Source organism: Micromonospora sp. DT43, from assembly GCF_049841645.1.
In the GTDB taxonomy this organism is placed as follows: domain Bacteria; phylum Actinomycetota; class Actinomycetes; order Mycobacteriales; family Micromonosporaceae; genus Micromonospora.
Window position 1 is genome coordinate 1 of record NZ_JBNCKR010000010.1, and the last position, 18,234, is coordinate 18,234.

Genomic DNA, 18,234 nt, shown 5'->3' on the forward strand with positions numbered 1-18,234 from the left:
TGCGAGGCGTGCGGTCTGGTCATCGACCGGGACCGCAACGCCTCCTTGAACCTGGCCGCTCTCGCGGCCGAGTTCGAAACCGCCGGGAGTGGCCCGGTGCCAGCACGTGGAGCCGACCAGAAGACCCGCGTACGCGGGCAGGCGGCGACGAAGCGTGAACCCGGCACGGCATCCGCCGGTCAGACCGGGACCGTTCCGCCGCAAGGCAGGACTACCAACCATGCGCTTGCTAAAGCGCACTGAGAGGTGACGGTTCGTCGTGACCATGGAATCGCCGACGACCGGCCGGCCCGAGGCGGGCGAGGTCGGCTCCCAGCAGAAGATCGACACGTCGGTGCCGCATTCGGCGCGTATCTGGAACTACTGGCTCGGTGGGAAGGACAACTTCGCTGTCGACCGCGAGGCCGGCGATCAGTACCGGCAGGTCTTCCCCGGCGTCGTCGACGTCGCCCGCGCCTCGCGGCAGTTCCTGGTCCGTTCGATCAGGTTCCTCGCCGCCGACGCGGGCGTCCGCCAGTTCCTCGATGTCGGCACGGGGCTGCCGACGGCCAACAACACCCATGAGGTGGCGCAGCGGATCGCGCCGGACGCGCGGATCGTCTACGTCGACAGTGACCCGCTGGTGCTTGTGCACGCCCGCGCACTGCTGGTCGGCACGACCGAGGGCGGGACCGCCTACATCGACGGTGACCTGCGGGACCCGGCGGCTGTCGTCGCCGAGGCCGGCAAGACGCTCGACTTCCAGCAGCCGATAGGTCTCATCCTCAGCGGCGTCATGGGCCATGTGCCCGACTACGAGACGGCCCGGTCGATCACGCGCCAGTTGTTGGCCGCCCTGCCCAGCGGCAGCTACCTCTCACTGAACGACGGCACGAGCCTGATCAGCGCCGAGATGCAGCAGGCGCAGGACGACTACAACGACAGCGGGGCGACCCCGTACACGCTCCGGTCGCCCGCCGAGATCGCCGGCTTCTTCGACGGCCTGGAGCTGGTGGCGCCCGGCGTCGTACCGTGCCCGCAGTGGCGACCCGACGACGCGGTCGACACGCCCGCCGACATCGATGCCTTCGGCGGGGTCGGCCGTAAGCACTGACACCCGGTTGGCTGCCCCACCACTGCGGAGTGCGCACGTGTTCCCGACGTCGGTGCGTCGCCGCGCCCGGTTCGCGGTGACGGCCGCGCTGCTCACCGTCGCCGCATCCGGGTGCGGTTACGACGGCAACGAGACCCAGCGGTACGCCGACCGCATACGGGTAGAGGGATTCACGCTGGTCAAGACCGCGTACGCGAACGGCGAAGGTCGGTCCTACCTCGGCCCTGCCGGCGACGGCACGCCCGCGGTCACCGCGCCCGGGCTCACCCTGAGTGCGGGTGGCACGGATCTGTCGTACCTGTTCTACGACTACCTGGCGACCGGCGAGGGCACCGACTCGGACACGGGCAGCTGCCGGGTGACCGTGTACGAGATCCGGGACCGGCCCAAGGCGGTGGGCTACCTCGACGACCACCTGACCCGCAGCCAGCAGCAGTCGGTGCGTGAGGGCACCTCTAGGGTGCTGCACATCGACGTGCTCTGCGACGCGCAGGCCGACAAGTGACACGCGGAACCGACGCCGGCCGCCCGGCTCTGAGCGTGCTGGTACGGGCAGGAGAGCGTCAGAAGCTGCTGACCAGCTTCACGAACGCCTCATCGATCTTGGCGGGATCGGTGGCGTCGAAGGCCTTGCCCGACGACGCCTTGGCGATCTGGTCCAGGGTGGCGAAGTCCGACTCCCGGTCGAAGGCGATGCAGAACACCTTCACCGGACGCTGCGGGTCCAGGGCGACCTCGGCGAGCAACCGGGCCAGGTCGTCGTCCTTGCTGTACTCGTTCTTGCCGTCGGTCAGCACGACGATCGCGTTGATCCGCTGCGGGTCGTACCTGTCGACAAGCTCGCGGTGTGCGGCCCGGACCGTCGCGTAGAGCGCGGTGCCACCCTCGACGTGCAGGCCGGCGATCTTGCTTTTGATCCGCTTCTGGTCGAACTCGTCGAGAGGCACCTCCGTCCGGTAGGGGCTCTTCGGCCGCTTCGGGGTCTCCGACGAGAACGACAAGAGCCCTACCCGGTCTTCGCTGTTGAGCAGCGCGAGGCCCTTGCCCGCCGCTGCCGAGGCGACCTGGAAACGGGTACGGGTGCCGACCATCGTCTGCATCGACCCCGAGGTGTCCAGGGCGATCAGGATGTTTGCCTTCTTACGGAGCGTGCGCCAACCGTCCAGCATCGCACCGACCACCTGCGGGTCGGGGGGATCGAAGTAGGTAAGCCCGCCGGTGGGCTCGGCGCCGACGCTGGCGAGCAGCTCCGTCGAGGCGCGGCGCTCGTGGTCCCGGAAGCCGAGACGGGCGAAGCTCTCCTGCTGGTCATCCTCGGTCAGGAATTTCTGGAAGTCGGCCGCCGCCGCGCGCTGCCGCTTGTCCGCGGAGGGCAGCACCACGAACGGGTGGTCCAGGTTGAACGTGCCCTCCTTGGGGTGGACGGCGACCAACGGCACGTTCGGCCGGCGACCCCGCTCCTGCCCGTCCTGCCGAGGACTCAGCGCGCCCGTGTTGTAGAGGTCCACCAGCTCCTCCTGCAGGACGATCGCACTCATGTCGTCCGCACTGCCCGCCCCGCCGGCCAGGTCCGCCTCGGCGAGGCTGCGGAGCAGGTCCACCGAGTCGTCGCTGTAGTGCGACACGTTGGCCTCGATCCGGCGGACGAACTGGGTGACCGTCGGGTTGGCCAGGTCGGACCGGGTCAGATCGCTCGACCGTTGCACCGCCGCGTAGTAGGTGGCGATGGTCGCCGCCAGCCCGGACGTCGACAGGTTCGGGTTGTCCTTGCCGAAGGTGAAGCGGCCCCACTCCGGTTTGCCGAAGCCCGCCCACCCGTCCCGCCCGGACAGGCCCAGGATCTCTCCCCAGCCCAGCGGCCCGCGCTGGCGTAGCAGCTCGGCCTTGGGCTGCGGCATCGCGATCACCAGCGGACTGTTGGCTATCGACGGGTAGTGGTCCGGGGTCTGCAACTCCCGCCCGGCGGCCTGGTCGAGCAGGCGGAGCTGACCGGTCCACAGGCTCGACGTCGGCAGCCAGACCTGTGGCTGCGGCAGGCCGGTGTGGGTCCAGCCGCTTGCCAGCGCCTCGGTGGCCTGGCCCGAGTTCAGCGCGCTGACGTGCACCTGGGCGCAGCCGCCGCCGTCGATCGACCGGTCGCTGCGGTTGTAGCGCTCGGCCAGCTCGACCAGCAGAGCCGCCTTCTCCGTGGAGGAGTTGACCTGGAGGGTGGTGCCGCAGTCGCCTCGTGCCCCCTCGTTGCCCGCTTCGCGCTGCCGGACGAACACGAACGCCCCGGCGATGACCACCAGCCCGGCGGTGACGGCGGCGGTGTACGGCAACCACTGCCGCGTACGCGTAGCGGATGGGGCCATGGGACGTCCTCCTCGGCGGGCGGCTGGTGGCAGTCAACCTATCGATCCGGTGCCAGCCGGCGACCCTGACCCCAGCGGGCCTGTCACCCGTGGTCGGGTCGTCCCCCGACCGCCGTCGCGACCAGCAGTCGAACCAGGTAGACCACGACGAAGGTGACCGCGCCGGACGCGGCGGCGGGGCCGACCGCGCTCGACGCGACGTAGCCGGCGGCGGCCCCAGCCGAACCGAGGAAGAGCGCGGTCGAGATGCCCCAGGCGTCGAGGGCCTCACCACGCAACCGCCGCCACGCGCCGCCACCACCTCCGGCGCCACCACCTCCGGCACCGACGCCGGACGCCGTCACCGGCGGGCGTGCAGGCCGTGTCGTCACCGGTCGGGTCGGCTGGGCCTGGGCCGGCACCGTCTGCGTGACCTGCGGCAGCGGGTCGTTCGGCGTCGGTGCGCCCGCGGTCTCGTTGCCGACCTCCAGCAGGTTGTCCCGACGTAGCGGCTCGCTGACCGTGCCGTCCTGCCGGAGCAGTCGCACCAGCACGTGCTCGGCGGCCGGCCGGTCGGCAGGGTCCTTGGCCAGGCACTCCCGGATCAGCTCGTTCAGGACGGGAGGCAACGCCGGCAGGTCGGGCGGATCGTGCAGCACCCGGTGCATCACGGCGAAGAGCGAGTCGTTGCCGAACGGTGGTTGGCCACCGGCGGCGAAGGCGATCGTGGCCGCCCAGGCGAAGACGTCGCAGGGCGGACCGACAGCGTCGTTGCGGAATCGTTCGGGCGCCATGTACGCGGTGGTCCCCATGACCCGGCTGGACGCCGTCTCGGTGACACCCAACGCGCGGGCGATGCCAAAGTCGATCACTCGGGGACCGTCCTCGCCCAGCACCACGTTGTCCGGCTTGAAATCGCAGTGCACCACCCCGGCGCTGTGGATCGCGGCGAGCGCGGTGACCGTGCCGACCGCGAGCCGGTGCAGGGCGTTTCCGGTCACCGGGCCGCGCTCGCGGACGTGCCGATGCAGGGTCAGGCCCTCGATGAACTCACTGACCACATAGGGCCGTTCGCCGTCCACCTCGGCGAAGAGCACCTGCGCGGTGCAGAACGGAGCGACCCGGCGTGCGGCGGCGATCTCCTTCACGAACTGCGACCGCGCTCGGGGGTCAGTCAGGTCGATGTTGACCATCTTGACCGCGACCCGGTCACCGGCATCGTCCTCACCGAGGTAGACGACCCCCTGCCCACCCGCGCCCAGTCGGCCGACCAGCCGGTACGGGCCGGCGGTGACCGGATCGTGCGTCCACAGTTTCGCCAACCCTGGCACCGGCGTGCCGGCCAGTTCTGACATTCCGACTCCATCAGCGTCGTGCCCGGCCACCGGCGGCGCAGGACAGGGCCATCGTGCCATGTCGGCCGTCGATGGCCGAGGACTGGAAGACCCGTTACGCGGCCGGCGGCGCGGTCGACCCCCGGACCCGCAGCGATGGGCTGATCAGGAGCGAGACGCCCGACAACCTAACCTCCTAGGACGCTGTACGGGTAGTGCCCTGGCCAACCGACGCCGACCGCGAGCGGGACCGCTTCGGGCACCGTGGGGCCGCCGCCACCGTGGGGCCGCCACCGGCGTCTTCGACGGCGGGTCGATCGCCGCCCTAGCGGTGCCGTCGGCCGCCGAGGTCGGTCCGCAGCAGCGCTCCCGGCGCGAGAAACATGACGCTACGGAGGTGGTCGAACACGTTGTGGAACACCGCGTTCGGCCGACAGGTGTGGCGGAAATTTCACGACGGAGTTCGGTAACGAAATCGGCTGGCCAACCCGTCAGTTCAGTGATGGATCGCCACTGCGCGCGGCCAGCCGAGAAGGGATGGGACATGGGGGACGTCCGGAGGCGTTTCAGGGACGACCTGGCCCGACACCCAGCTCCGCCGTTGGATGACCTGGTCCAGCAGTCGATGGTGCAAGGCCGCCGACTGCGTCGCCGACGCCGCCTGGCGCAGTTCGGCGGCGGCGGCTCGGCGTTGGCCATGCTGCTCGTGATCGGCCTGGCCGCCGGGCCGCTCGGTGTCGGCGCCGATGACGTCGGTCAGCCCGGCGGGCCGAACGTGGGTTTGCCGGGTGGCCCTGTCGACATCGCCACGCCGTCCCCGGCTACGTCCTCCGGTGGCGCACCGGGCGGGATCGGGACGGGCGCCGACGAGGAGCAGGGAGATGCGCCCCATCGGTTCGTGTCGCCGGCTCCCTCGCCCACGGTGATCGACACCCTGAGGATGGAGCCGGGGCCGGGCGGTGAGCTGCGGACCACCACGCCGCAGGGCGCCCTGGAACTGCTGACCCGGCTGCTGCCCTCGGGAAAGACAAGCGGTTTTGCGAGTCTGGAGAGCAGCGGGGCCGGCCCCGGCATGCCGTTCGTCCAGCTCTACCTGGACCGGGGCGATGGACCGGGGATGCTGCGGCTCGCCATCTACCGCGACAGGCTCGGCGGCGACCCGGTCCCGGGGACTGTGGAGCTGACCGAGGTACCCGACAACTGCGTGCAGAACCAGACGGTCACCGTGCACCACCGCGATGGCCTCCAGGTCGATCTGATGATTTCCACCTGCCTGGCGTGGGACGGCAAGGGCAAGGTGCCGGCACCGCCCGTCCTGTCCCTGAAGGAGGCGACCGAGATCGCCGCGAACCCGATCTGGGGGACGAGACTGCCTACCGAGTACGTCATAAGCGGTGCCAAGAGGTTCCCGGCGCTGGCCCGGTCGAATGGCTGACGAGGACTTCTTGGAGTTCGCGCAGGCGGCCGCTGGCCGGCTGCGCGATGCCGCGTTCCTGATGTGTCGCGACTGGCATCTCGCCCAGGACCTCACCCAGACGACGCTGGCCAAGGTGTACGCCAACTGGAGGCGGGTCCACCGGGCCGACGACCCCCACGCGTACGCGCGCAAGATTCTGCTGCGTTGCATGATCGACCAGCAGCGGCGTCGCTCCAGCCGCGAGTTGGCGATGTCGGCGCCGCCGGAGCGGGGCGAGGAACATCCGGCCGAGCTGCGCATGACGCTGTTGGACGCGGTCGCCACCCTGCCGATGCGGGATCGGGCGATCATCGTCCTGCGCTACTGGGACGACCTGAGCGTGGAGGCAACCGCCGAGGTGGTGGGCGTCTCCACCGCGGTCGTCAAGAGCCAGAGCATGCGCTCCCTCAACCGCCTGCGCGAGCTGCTCGGTGAGACCCGCTCCGACTTGTTCGCCGAGGAACGCCATTGACCGGTCCCGTCCGCGGCGGGGGAGCGGCGGACTCCGGACGGTGTCGGGCGGTCCGCCGTCTACCGCCGCGCCTGTGCTGCGGCGGCGACGAGCGCGCCACCACGCATCGTCGCCTGAAGCGCCACCTTGTTGGCAGATATGTGGGTGTGGGGGAGGTGTCCGGTGTCCGAGTCGAGCAGCAGGACATGCCGCGGCCGGATTCGCGGTAGGGGCCGAGTCTCGGCCGCTGTTGTGCCGGCGGTCCTGTCGGTGTTGGTCGTGATGGCCGCCGGATGCGATCGGCGGGAGTCCGACGTCGGTGCCGAGGAGCGACACAGCGCGAACGCGGATCGGGGCGATCTGAGCCCACTGCTTGGTGCGGTCGATCTGGGAGCGGACTGGCGCGTGGACGACGCTCGAACGGGTCTGCCGCCCTGGCCGTGGGAGCAGGACAACTGCCCGAACTACCAGAGCCGCGAGTACCCGGCCAAGTCGCACCGGCGCAACGCCGTGGAGCGCTACTACCGGCTGCCCGACGGCTCGTCGGCGGCCTACCACGTCGTGGAGACGTACGAGCCTGGATGGGCCGAGCGGAACGTCGATGACGTCCGTCGGGTCCTGTTGCGGTGCGCGAGCTACCCGGTCCTCGGATCCCAGGTCTCGTTCGACGTCGTCGATCCCCACTACCTGAAGGGTGCTGGCATGCTCGTCCGAGGTCGCATCGCCCATCGGGACGTCCCGGATACCGTCACGTACTTCGTGATGCTGAAGCGGGGGGAGACGGTTTCGACGGTCCGCCTGCCTGATCCGGGCAGTAGGGCGGCGGTGGACTCGATCGCGGCGAGGGCGGTGGCCCGCCTTGGCTGAGCGCAGAGGTCGGCGGGTGTCGCGCCGCTGGGTCGTCTCGGCGGGCACCATCTCCCTGGCCGCTGTCGCGACGGCGGCCTTCGGTGCCACGCGCTCTCACGACGGCGACGGAGCCGGTCCATCGCGCGGTCCTTCCCCTGCCAGTCCGATCCCCACCACGCCGGCCATCGACCGGATCGACCAGGCGAGGACGCGCATCAAGGCCTACGTGCAGCGGTACGACGGCCACCTGGCGGTCGCGGCACTGGACCGACAGGGAACGGCAGCGGTGACGGTCGGCGCCAGACGGTTCGAGACCGCAAGCATCGTCAAAGTCGACATCCTCGCGGCACTGCTGCTGCGTCAGAGCCCGCAGGGCAGGGCACTGAGCGGCGACACCCGACGGTTGGCCGAGAGCATGATCGTGTCCAGTGACAACGACGCGGCGGTGGCCCTGTGGCAGCGGATCGGAAGCGCGCGTGGCCTCGCCGCCGCGAACCGTGCACTCGGTCTACGCGAGACCAGGCCCAACACGCACTGGGGAACCACCACGACCACGGCTGCCGACCAGCTCCGTCTGCTGACCGCGCTGACGTCGCCGACGGGACCGCTGACCCCGCAGGACCGGACCTTCGTCATGGGCCTCATGAAGAAGGTGATCCCCGAGCAACGATGGGGAGTCACCGCCGCGCGGGAGCCGGGCAGTCGTTCCGAGTACGTCAAGAACGGCTGGGACACCGCCGATGTGGACGGTGGCCGCTGGCTGGTCAACAGCATCGGACGGATCGTCGAGGCCCGTCACGACTGGCTGATCGCCGTGCTCTCCGACCATCACGTGAGCCAGAAGGAGGGCATCCGCGTCGTCGAGAAGGCCGCCACGTACGTGCTCAAGGAGCTGCGCGCTGCCACCGCCGGCGACGGTGCTTCCTAGCGGCCGGAGGTAGGGGCCGTGGAAGGAGCACCTACGCCGGTGGCGGTGCGGTCGATCCCCGGACCCGCAGCGATGGGCTGATGACGATCCGGTGGGTGGGGCGGTCGGGGTCGGCGAGCCGGTCGGCGACGAGACGTACGGCGGCCCGTCCGATCGAGCGTCGCGGCGGTCGGACCGCGGTCAGGGGCGGGCTGAAGAGTCCGGCGACCTCGTCGTCGTACGCCACGATGGAGAGGTCACCGGGGACGGAGAGGTGCCGCTCCTCGCAGTGCTGCACGAGCGCGATCGCCTCGGCGTCGGCGTGCACGAGCAGCGCCGTCGTCCCGGTCGCCTGGCATCGGTCGAGCACGCCGTCGAGCACGCTGTCCCGCTCCGGCGACCGCGTGTCGGGTACGACGGCCACCACCGTCGCGTCGGAGTCGAGGCCGCACTGGGTGGCGGCGTCGAGCCAGCCGCGCCGCACGTGCTGACTGGTGGGGCTGTCGGCGTCGAGCACCAGGCCGACGTTGCGGTGCCCGAGCGAGGTGAGGTGGCGTACCGCCATGGCCGCGCCGAGCGCGTGGTCGGTGACCACCGATTCCATGACGGCGTGATGACTGCCGACCGTGGCTGTGCGTTCGAGCAGGACTACCGGAACGCCGACCTGGTCGAGCCACTCGATGGTGCGCTCGGCGGTCGGTGCGTCCATGCTCGGCGCGATGATCAGCGCTTCGGCGCCCATCCGCTCCACCAGGCGAGCCAGTTGCGGCTGGTCGTCCTCGCTGTCGTAGGAGGAGCCGCGCAGTACCACCCGCATGTCCAGCTCGCGGGCGGCGCTCTCGACGCCGCGCGCCACGTCCGGCCAGTAGTAGTCCAAGGAGGGCACGAGCATGCCGAGCGTCCGCCCGACCAGCGGGTTCAGACCTGCGGCGGGCGGCTCCTCGGCTGCCGGAACGTCGTCCGGCAGGATCAGGGCGACTCCGCCGTGGACCCGACGAACCAACCCTTCGGCGGCGAGCTCAACGATGTCGCGCCGGATGGTGACCGGCGCGGCACCAAGCACGTGTGACAGGTCGGAGATACGCATCGAGCCGTCGCGTTGCAGGGCTGCCAACAGTTGCTGGCGGCGGGCGACCTGAAGCGGCGCGCGGGACGTCTCCGCCGTGGCGACGACAGAACTGTCCTTGCTCATGGGGGACCTCCGAGGAACGCTTCGGGCGGCGGAAGCTCTCGCGTGGTGACGACCAGCTTGCCGGCCGGGTTGAACGCGGCTGCGCGGGCACCCCTGCCGGCAATGTCCTGCTGTTGCCCGGCGACCCACAGCTCGAAGCCGGCGAGGTGGTTCGCGACGACCACGGCCCTTCCAGCCGAGAGAGCAGCTGTGAGCGATTCTGATCGTATCAGATCAGTTGCGCCGTTGAACGCGCTGGCCGAGTCGCCGTAGTGCCGGCGCCGATCGGGTCGCAAGCCAGCGAACGAACTCTTTCCGATGTCGACGGTGCCCGGTCGCGGCAGCTCACAAGGGTTGCGTGCGCTCTTCTGATCGGATGTGCTCGAACTGGTTTGAGATCAGCATTGACTTGATCTGATGTGAGCGTTTTACTTCGGAAACCTCGCGGAAGCCGGTGCGTCACATTCGTGAGCAACGCCCCGCTCGCCACCCTCCACGGAGACGGATCGATGCGACAGGATCTGGGATGACGTCCGGGACGACCGGCCGGTTGGCACCGGGAACGGCTGCGGATGCCGCTGCCGCCGTGACCTGGGGCCGGGCCGACTGGTTGGCCCTCGCCGACCGGATGCTCGCCGCCACCCGGCCGTTCGCGTCACCCGGCCACGCTCTGGTCACCCTTCCCGGCCCCCAGGGCGGTTACGGGCGGGCCGTCGACGGCCTGGAGGGTTTCGCCCGCACCTTCCTCCTGGCCGCCTTCCGCATCACCGGCGCCCGGGGAGTGGGCGTGGACCAGCTCGTGGACCGGTACGCGGCAGGCATCGCCGCCGGCACCGACCCGAACTCTCCGGACCGCTGGGTACGCCTGGACGAGCACCCCCAGGCGAAGGTGGAGGCCGCCTCCATCGCACTGGCCCTGGACCTGACCCGTCCGTGGATCTGGGATCGGCTGCCGTCCGCGGTGCGGGAGCGGGTGGTCGACTACCTGCGCCCGGCGGTCGGTGACGACACGTATCCACGGATCAACTGGGTCTGGTTCCGGCTGGTCGTCCAGACGTTCCTGCGGTCGGTCGGCGGGCCGCACTCGCTCGACGAGATGGCCGAGGACCTGCACACGCATGACGGCTTCGCCCGCGGGGACGGCTGGATGTCCGACGGACCGGACCGCGCCTACGACCACTATGTCGGCTGGGCCCTGCACCTGTACCCGACGCTGTGGGCACGCATGGCTGGCGCTGCCGACCTGGCCGAGCAGCGCCGCGATCGGGACCGGGCCAGCCTCGACCGCTTCCTGGGTGACGCGGTCGCGCTCGTGGGCGCCGACGGATCACCGTTGATCCAGGGGCGGAGCCTGATCTACCGCTTCGCCGCGGCAGCGCCGTTCTGGGTCGGCGCGATCGCCGGCGTGCCCTCGGTCAGCCTCGGCCAGTTGCGCGGCGCGGCGACCCGGATCGTGCGCCACTTCGTCGCCAACGACGCCCTGGACGAACGTGGCCTGCTCACCGTCGGTTGGCACCGGCCGTGGCCGCGACTGGCGCAGTCGTACTCCGGGCCGGGCTCGCCGTACTGGGCCAGCAAGGGCCTGCTCGGCATCGCGCTGCCCGCCGATCATCCGGTGTGGACGACACCCGAGGAGCCGCTGCCGGTCGAGGAGCGCGACGAGGTGCGGGCGATACACGCACCCGGTTGGCTCGTCTCCGGCACCCGTGCCGACGGGATCGTCCGCGTCGTCAACCACGGCACCGACCACGCGGTCGAGGGTGCCACCGTCGGAGATTCGCCGCTCTACGCCCGGTTGGGCTACTCCACCGCCACCAGCCCCGTCCTCGACGACAGCGGCTGGCTGAGTCCGCTCGACCAGTCCGTCACCCTCGTCGACGACGCGGGCCGGGTCACCCACCGCGCGGGCATGCGCCTGCTGACCGTGCGCGTCGACACCGACGGTGTGGGTGTGGCCGGATCACGTGCCCTCGCCCACTGGGTCGACCCGGATCCGGGTCAGCGCGATCACGGCGGCGGCCGCCTGGGCCGGTCCCGACAGGCCGGGCACCTCACCGTGTACTCGCTGGTCCGCGGCCCCTGGGAGCTGCGTCTGACCCGCGTCGACGGCCTCGCCGACGGCGTCGAGGCGGACGCGCTGCGACTACGGATCGGGGGCTGGGCCATCGCCGGGGATGCGACGGTAACTCTTCGCGGCAACGTGGCGGCCGTGACCGGCGCCGGTCTGACCAGTCGGATCGAGAGCGTGCACGGCGGCGGAACCGCCGACGCCACCACGACTGCGGACGGCGGGCCTCTGGCCGGCGGGCTTGTCGTGCCCTGGCTGGATCACCCCGTCCGGCCGGGCGCCTGGGCCGCCACCCTCATCGAGCTGTCCACGGCGCCGACGACCACGGTCGGGCAGGCATGCCAGGCCGTGATCGACGAGGACGCCCGCGGCCTCCACGTGGCGGTCGACTGGCCAGACGGGGTCAGCACATCGACCCGTCCGGACACGGAGCACTCCAGGCCCAGCCAGGCGACCTGGTAGCAGTGCGGGCCCATGTGGGCCCCTGACCTAAGGAGAAAGGGATGAAGCGCACGATACCGGCCGTCATCAGCGCCGCGATGGCCCTGACGCTTGTTCTCACCGGCTGCGGGGGCGACGACGAGCCAGTCGACCCCAACGCCCCGGTGACGATCACCCTGGCCGGCTGGAGCCTGTCGTCCACGCCGGAGTTCAAGACGCTCGCCGACGGCTTCAAGGCGTCCCACCCGAACGTGACGGTGGAGCTCAAGGAGTACGCCCCCGGCAACGACTACGACACCCAGATGATCACGGACCTGGCCGCCGGCACCGCCCCGGACGTCTACGTCATGAAGAACCTCAAGAACTTCTACACGTACCAGAGCGGGAGTCAGCTGCTCGACGTCTCCGACGTCACCTCCGGTCTCGGCTCGAGCCCCGCGCTCGCGTCGTACCAGGTGGACGGCAAGGCGTACGCGGTGCCGTACCGGCAGGACTCCTGGGTGCTCTACTACAACAAGGACCTGTTCGCCAAGGCGAAGGTGGCGCTGCCGGACGGCAGTTGGACCTGGGACGACTACACCGACGCGGCGAAGCGACTCACCACCGGCCTGAAGGGGGCCAGCTCGAAGGCGACCGGTGCCTACCAGCACACCTTCCAGTCGACAGTGCAGGGATTCGCGCTCGCCCAGACCCCCAACGCGGACCTGCTCTCCGGCGACTTCGGTTTCATGAAGCCGTACTACGAGCGGTCACTGGACCTGCAGGCGGCCGGCGCGCAGCCGACCTTCGGCACCGCGAAGACCAACAAGCTCACCTACCAGGCGCAGTTCGGCAAGCAGCAGTCGGCGATGCTGCTGATGGGCACCTGGTACGTGGCCACACTGCTCAACCAGCGCAAGAGCGGCGACGCCGACACGTTCCAGTGGGGGATGGCACCGGCGCCACAGTTCGACAAGTCCACCACCGGCACCTCCGCCACGCCCGTCACCTTCGGTGACCCGACCGGCCTGGGGATCAACCCGAAGATCAGCAAGTCGAAGGCCGCCGCGGCCAAGGACTTCCTCAGGTACGCGGCCGGCCCGGAAGCCGGCAAGGCGCTGGCCGGGATCGGCCTCACCCCGGCCCAGGTCACCGACGCGGTCACCGCGAGCATGTTCGGGCTGGACGGCGTACCGCAGGACGATCTGTCGAAGTTCGCCTACACCAAGCACACCATCAAGCCGGAGAACCCGGTGTCGAAGCACACCGCCGGCCTGCAGAACCTCCTCAACGAGACGCATTCGGCGATCCTCTCCGACAACAAGGGCGTCGACGCGGAGCTGAGCAAGGCGCAGACCCGCGCCAAGAACGAAGTTCTCAACCAGTGAGCTGATGGCGGGACCGGCGCGCCTGCGCCGTACGCCGGTCCCGCCGCCAGGCCGAACGCTTCCGGAGACTCCCTATGGCTACATTGCCGCGCACGAGACCCAGGAACCGGCGGCTGGTGTCGCGCAACACGGTCGCCGGCTGGTCGTTCATCCTGCCCAACTTCCTCGGCTTCGCCGTGCTCACCCTGCTACCCGTCGTGGTGCTGTTCTACGTGGCCTTCACCAACTGGAACGTCTTCGGGGTGGCCGAGTGGACCGGCACGGCCAACTTCCGGCGGATGTGGGACGACGCGAGCTTCTGGACCGCTCTGCGCAACACCGTCTACTACGCCGTCTTCCACATCCCGCTGACCCTCGCGGCAGCACTCGGGCTGGCGCTGCTGCTCAACCGCAAACTGCGTGGTGTGCGGTTCTTCCGCACCGTCGCCTTCTTCCCCTACATCACGTCGATCGTGGCGATCGCGGTCGTCTGGAACCAGCTGTTCAGCCCGGAGTACGGCCCGATCAACGCTCTCCTCGGCGCCGTCGGGGTGGACGATCCGCCGGGCTGGACCGCGTCGGCGACCTGGTCGATGCCGGCGGTCATCATCGTCGGCACCTGGCGGTACATGGGCTACTACATGCTGCTGTTCCTGGCCGGCCTGCAGACCATCCCGACCCAGCTCTACGAGGCGGCCGAGACCGACGGCGCCTCACCGTGGCAGCGGTTCGTGCACGTGACCCTGCCCGGGTTACGAACCACGACCTTCTTCGTCACCGTGCTGCTCACCATCGAAAGTTTCAAGGTCTTCGACCTCATCCTCGTGATGACCGGCGGCGGACCGGGGCAGTCGACACTGGTGCTCTCGCAGTACATCTACCAGAAGGGCTTCGAGGAGAACCAGTTCGGCTACGCCTCGGCGGTCTCCATCGTCCTGTTCGCCATCTGTTTCGGCATCACGGTCATCCAGTTCTGGGTCAACAAGCGGAGGAACAGCTGATGACCGCGACCGACCTCTCGACGCCCGTCCCGGCCGTCGCCGAGCCCGGCAACCACGCAACGTCCGCCCGACGTGGCAGGTCTCGGGGCCGGCGGCTCGTCGGGTACGTCGCCCTCGTGCTCGCCGCGGCCGGACTGCTGCTGCCGTTCTTCTGGATGGTGGTGACGTCGTTGAAGACCAACAACGACGTCTTCACCATCCCGATCACCTGGCTCCCCGATCCCGTGGTGTGGCGCAACTACCTCGACATCTGGCAACGCTCGGACATGACGACGTGGCTGCGGAACACCCTGCTGCTGGCGGTGACCGTCACCTTCCTGCAGGTGCTCACCGGCAGCTTCGCCGCCTACGGCTTCGCCCGCGTCCGCTTCCCCGGCCGCAACCTGCTCTTCCTGGCATACGTCGGGACGATAGCGGTGCCCTGGCAGTCGTACATGATCCCGCAGTTCATCCTCATGTCGAAGCTGCACCTGTCGAACACCCTGTGGTCGATCGTGGCGATACAGGCGTTCGGCGCGATCGGCGTGTTCCTGATGAAGCAGTTCTACGAGACGATTCCCGAGGAACTCAGCGAAGCGGCGCGGGTGGACGGGCTCAGCGAGTTCGGCATCTACCGACGGATCATCCTGCCGCTGTCCCGGCCGGCGCTCGCCAGCCTGGCCCTGCTGACGTTCACGACCACCTGGAACGACTACCTCGGCCCACTGATCTATCTGCGTAGTCCGGAGCTGCGCACCATCCAGTTGGGGCTGAATACCTTCATCTCCCAGTACAACGCCGAGTACGCGCTGATCATGACGGGCTCGGTGCTGTCCGTGCTGCCCGTCGCCGTCATCTTCCTGCTCGGCCAGCGCTACTTCGTCGAGGGCGTCGCCTCGACCGGACTGAAGGGCTGAGGTCCATGCGTTCGCGCCACACCATCATCACCGCCGTCTTCGACGGGTTCCACGTCGCGCTCGTCACCAACCTGTTGCTGGTGCTCGGTTGCCTGCCACTGGTGATGCTCGCGTTCACCACCGAGGCGGCGCGCTCCTGGCCCCTGTACGCGCTGACCGCCCCATTCTGCGCGCCAGGGCTCTGTGCGGTCTTCGCGGTCATGTCGGCCTACTCGGCCGGCGACACCGGCGGCGTGCTGCGCACCTACGGCCGCGCGTGGCGAGCCACTGCCCGGCCGGCGATGCTCTGGACGGCGGTAGCCATGGTTGCCCTGGTGGTGCTCGCTGTCGACGCCCGCGCCGCGTGGGGCCACCGGGTCGGAGCACTCGCCCTGCCGGTGCTGGCGACCCTGCTGGTCCTCACCGTCGCGACCGCGCTGCTCGGGTTGGTGACAGTCGCCGAGCGACCAACCGCGCCGCTGCGCGAGGTGGCCCGCGCCTGCGTGTATCTGGCGGTGCGCCGGTGGTACCTCACCGCCGCGTCCCTGCTCGTGCTCGCGCTGCTCGCCCAACTTCTGACGGCCCGCCCGGCGATCGCGCTCGGCCTCGCCGCCGCGCCCCTGCTCTATGTCGTCTGGGCCAACAGCCGCTTCACCCTGCGCGCCGCCCTCGACCCACCGACGGCAGCACCCCAGCGCGCCTGACCACCATGTCCCGGCCACCCACCCGGGACGCCTGTGACACACCTGCCCGGCACCGGACCGGACCCACGAGGGAGAACAGCATCCATGACGGCGACCGACGTCCGTCCCAGCTCCGACGCAGAGGCCACGGCGGCCGCGGTGGCAGCCGCGATACGCACCGTCGACGCGAACATCGCGACCTTCGGCGACCGGTATCCCGCGGACACCACCGCCGCCAACCGCTACCCGCTCCGGCCACCGAGCGCTGGCCAACCCGAGGGCGCCAACGTCGGTTGGACCACCAGCTTCTGGCCCGGCCAGCTCTGGCTGGCACACGACCTGAGCGGCGACGACCGCCACCTGCGGGCCGCGCTGTCCCACGTGGACAGCTTCGCGGAGCGCGTGAACCGCGGCATCGACCTGGACACCCACGACCTCGGTTTCCTCTACACCCTCTCCTGCGTCACCCCGGCCCGCCGCACCGGCGACCCGCGGGCCCGAGACGCGGCTCTCGCCGCCGCCGACCACCTGATGACGCGCGTCCTCGAACCCGCCGGAATCATCCAGGCCTGGGGTGACCTGAACGACAGCCGCCAACGCGGCCGCACGATCATCGACAGCCTCATGAACACGCCCCTGCTCTTCTGGGCCAGCCAGACCACCGGTGACGACCGCTACGCCGCGGCGGCCCGCCGGCACACCGCTCAACTGCGCCAGCACATCCTGCGCCCGGACGGCACCACCTTCCACACCTTCTACTGGGACACGGTCAGCGGTGCGCCGCTGCGCGGGGAGACCGAACAGGGTCACGCCGACCACTCCTGCTGGGCACGCGGGCAGGCCTGGGGCATCTACGGGTTCAGCCTCAACCACCGGCACATCGGCGACCCCGGGCTGCTCGCCGCCGCGCGGATCTGCGCGGACCGTTTCCTCGCCAGCCTGCCGAACGACCACGTGGCGTACTGGGATCTGGAGTTCGGCGACGGCAGCGGTCAGGAGCGGGACAGCTCGGCCGCGGCCATCGCCGTCTGCGGCCTGATCGAACTCGCCGACAACCTCGCCGACCCGGCCAGCGCCGGCCGGTACCGGACGGCCGCCGCGGAGATCCTGCGCTCGCTCATCGACCACTACTCCACAGGCAGCCATCCGATCTCGAACGCGCTGCTCCTGCACGGCGTCTACGACAAACCCAAGGACGTCGGTGTCGACGAGGGAACCCTGTGGGGCGACTACTTCTACCTGGAAGCCCTCACCCGCGCCACCATCCCCGGCTGGACCAGCCCCTGGTGACCACGGCGACCGACCCGCACCGCCCCGCACCCCGCAGAAAGGTGACCATGGACTACCGCTACCACTGCTCGATTCCCGCCGCCGACGGCCGGAACACGCTGCCCTTCAATCCCTGCCGACTGCTGGACTTCACCCTGCTGCGGCTGTCGGCCGGCGAGTCCTGGACCGGCGAGTCCGGCGACCGGGAGATCCTGGCCGTCATCCTCGGTGGCACCGCCAGCTTCACCGTCGCCGGCCACCACTTCCCACAGGTCGGCGGTCGTGCGGACGTGTTCTCCGGCAAGCCGCACTCCGTCTACCTCCCGGCCGGATCCTCGATCACCGTCGAGGCCGTCACCGACGTGGAGATCGCCCTCCCCAGCGCCCCCAGCGAACTGGCCACCGACCCCTACGTCATCGCGCCGGAGCAGGTCGCGACCGGTCGTTGGGGAGCGGCCAACTTCGGTCGCAACTACCACCAGATCCTCACCGAGATCGCGCAACCGGACCTGCCGGCCCGGCGGCTCATCGTCGGCGAGACGTACACGCCCTCGGGTAACTGGAGCACCTACCCACCACACCGCCACAGGGTCGACGACCTGCCGGCCGAGGCCGCGCACGAGGAGATGTACTACTACCGCGTCGACCCGGCGAACGGGTTCGGCATCAGCCGGGTCTACACCGACGACGGGTACGAGGAGAACGTCACCATCCGCGACCACGTGATGCAGATGATGCCCGAGGGCTACCACACAGTGGTCAGCGCGCCCGGCTACACCACGTACTTCCTGTGGTTCCTGGCCGGCACACAACGCACCCAGGGCGCCCGCGAGGACGCCGACCTCGCCTGGGTGGGCAAGACCGTGCCGACCCTGCGCAGCGTGGGGCTGTAGCGATGCGTGCCTCGTTCGGCCGCCCGTGCGGCCGGACGGCGACGCGCCGCCCGGGACAGGACCC

Annotated in this window: 17 protein-coding genes and 1 pseudogene; 14 read left to right on the forward strand and 4 right to left on the reverse strand. The window is 70.0% G+C overall.

From position 1 onward, the window contains the following. The 3 genes and pseudogenes from ACLQ26_RS22290 to ACLQ26_RS22300 all read left to right on the forward strand — a co-directional run. Window positions 1-243 (forward strand): annotated as a pseudogene (locus ACLQ26_RS22290) (IS607 family element RNA-guided endonuclease TnpB); the annotation flags it as partial. A gap of 22 nt (window positions 244-265) precedes the next feature. Further along, on the forward strand, window positions 266-1,093 hold the full coding sequence (locus tag ACLQ26_RS22295) for an SAM-dependent methyltransferase (RefSeq protein ID WP_425746472.1): 828 nt from the start codon (window positions 266-268) through the stop codon (window positions 1,091-1,093). Window positions 1,094-1,130: 37 nt separating this feature from the next. Further along, on the forward strand, window positions 1,131-1,598 hold the full coding sequence (locus tag ACLQ26_RS22300; protein ID WP_425746265.1) for a hypothetical protein: 468 nt from the start codon (window positions 1,131-1,133) through the stop codon (window positions 1,596-1,598). Window positions 1,599-1,656: 58 nt separating this feature from the next. Here the strand turns inward: ACLQ26_RS22300 and ACLQ26_RS22305 are convergent, their stop codons facing one another. Both ACLQ26_RS22305 and ACLQ26_RS22310 read right to left on the reverse strand, forming a co-directional pair. After that, window positions 1,657-3,447 carry an extracellular solute-binding protein gene (locus ACLQ26_RS22305; RefSeq protein WP_425746266.1) on the reverse strand — a complete coding sequence of 597 codons (1,791 nt, stop codon included), beginning with the start codon at window positions 3,445-3,447 and terminating at the stop codon, window positions 1,657-1,659. 83 nt (window positions 3,448-3,530) lie between these two features. Then, a complete protein-coding gene (locus tag ACLQ26_RS22310; RefSeq protein ID WP_425746267.1) occupies window positions 3,531-4,781 on the reverse strand; it encodes a serine/threonine-protein kinase in 1,251 nt (416 codons plus the stop codon). A 523-nt stretch (window positions 4,782-5,304) separates the two neighbouring features. Between ACLQ26_RS22310 and ACLQ26_RS22315 the strand changes: the two genes are divergently transcribed. The 4 genes from ACLQ26_RS22315 to ACLQ26_RS22330 all read left to right on the forward strand — a co-directional run bounded on the left by ACLQ26_RS22315 (window position 5,305) and on the right by ACLQ26_RS22330 (window position 8,444). Next, on the forward strand, window positions 5,305-6,195 hold the full coding sequence (locus tag ACLQ26_RS22315) for a hypothetical protein (RefSeq protein ID WP_425746268.1): 891 nt from the start codon (window positions 5,305-5,307) through the stop codon (window positions 6,193-6,195). After that, complete coding sequence (locus tag ACLQ26_RS22320) at window positions 6,188-6,688, forward strand: SigE family RNA polymerase sigma factor (protein WP_425746269.1); 501 nt, start codon at window positions 6,188-6,190, stop codon at window positions 6,686-6,688. The genes ACLQ26_RS22315 and ACLQ26_RS22320 overlap by 8 nt, the downstream gene beginning before the upstream one ends. 384 nt (window positions 6,689-7,072) lie before the next feature. Then, window positions 7,073-7,534, forward strand: a complete 462-nt coding sequence (locus tag ACLQ26_RS22325; RefSeq protein WP_425746270.1) for a hypothetical protein — start codon at window positions 7,073-7,075, stop codon at window positions 7,532-7,534. A gap of 208 nt (window positions 7,535-7,742) precedes the next feature. Beyond that, window positions 7,743-8,444: a serine hydrolase gene (locus ACLQ26_RS22330; RefSeq protein ID WP_425746271.1), complete on the forward strand. Its 702-nt coding sequence runs from the start codon at window positions 7,743-7,745 to the stop codon at window positions 8,442-8,444. A 31-nt stretch (window positions 8,445-8,475) separates the two neighbouring features. On the opposite strand, the gene ACLQ26_RS22335 is transcribed toward ACLQ26_RS22330, so the two are convergent. Both ACLQ26_RS22335 and ACLQ26_RS22340 read right to left on the reverse strand, forming a co-directional pair. Next, window positions 8,476-9,615 (reverse strand): substrate-binding domain-containing protein, encoded by a 1,140-nt coding sequence (locus ACLQ26_RS22335; RefSeq protein ID WP_425746272.1) that lies wholly within the window; start codon window positions 9,613-9,615, stop codon window positions 8,476-8,478. Continuing rightward, the gene (locus tag ACLQ26_RS22340) at window positions 9,612-9,779 is read right to left on the reverse strand and encodes a hypothetical protein (protein ID WP_425746273.1); all 168 of its coding nucleotides are present in this window, start codon (window positions 9,777-9,779) and stop codon (window positions 9,612-9,614) included. Before ACLQ26_RS22340 ends, ACLQ26_RS22335 begins: the two co-directional genes overlap by 4 nt. Before the next feature lie 341 nt (window positions 9,780-10,120). Between ACLQ26_RS22340 and ACLQ26_RS22345 the strand changes: the two genes are divergently transcribed. The 7 genes from ACLQ26_RS22345 (at window position 10,121) to iolB (ending at window position 18,170) form a co-directional block, all read left to right on the forward strand. After that, window positions 10,121-12,124, forward strand: coding sequence for a DUF2264 domain-containing protein (locus ACLQ26_RS22345; RefSeq protein ID WP_425746274.1), 2,004 nt, complete (start codon window positions 10,121-10,123; stop codon window positions 12,122-12,124). Window positions 12,125-12,165: 41 nt separating this feature from the next. Continuing rightward, window positions 12,166-13,470 carry an ABC transporter substrate-binding protein gene (locus ACLQ26_RS22350; RefSeq protein WP_425746275.1) on the forward strand — a complete coding sequence of 435 codons (1,305 nt, stop codon included), beginning with the start codon at window positions 12,166-12,168 and terminating at the stop codon, window positions 13,468-13,470. Between the two features lie 116 nt (window positions 13,471-13,586). Continuing rightward, complete coding sequence (locus ACLQ26_RS22355; RefSeq protein WP_425746276.1) at window positions 13,587-14,450, forward strand: carbohydrate ABC transporter permease; 864 nt, start codon at window positions 13,587-13,589, stop codon at window positions 14,448-14,450. Further along, a complete protein-coding gene (locus tag ACLQ26_RS22360) occupies window positions 14,450-15,346 on the forward strand; it encodes a carbohydrate ABC transporter permease (protein ID WP_425746277.1) in 897 nt (298 codons plus the stop codon). The genes ACLQ26_RS22355 and ACLQ26_RS22360 overlap by 1 nt, the downstream gene beginning before the upstream one ends. A gap of 5 nt (window positions 15,347-15,351) precedes the next feature. After that, window positions 15,352-16,029, forward strand: coding sequence for a hypothetical protein (locus tag ACLQ26_RS22365; RefSeq protein WP_425746278.1), 678 nt, complete (start codon window positions 15,352-15,354; stop codon window positions 16,027-16,029). A gap of 84 nt (window positions 16,030-16,113) precedes the next feature. Continuing rightward, window positions 16,114-17,298 (forward strand): glycoside hydrolase family 88 protein, encoded by a 1,185-nt coding sequence (locus ACLQ26_RS22370; protein WP_425746279.1) that lies wholly within the window; start codon window positions 16,114-16,116, stop codon window positions 17,296-17,298. Continuing rightward, window positions 17,295-18,170: a 5-deoxy-glucuronate isomerase gene (iolB, locus tag ACLQ26_RS22375; protein WP_425746280.1), complete on the forward strand. Its 876-nt coding sequence runs from the start codon at window positions 17,295-17,297 to the stop codon at window positions 18,168-18,170. The genes ACLQ26_RS22370 and iolB overlap by 4 nt, the downstream gene beginning before the upstream one ends. Window positions 18,171-18,234 lie beyond the last annotated feature (64 nt).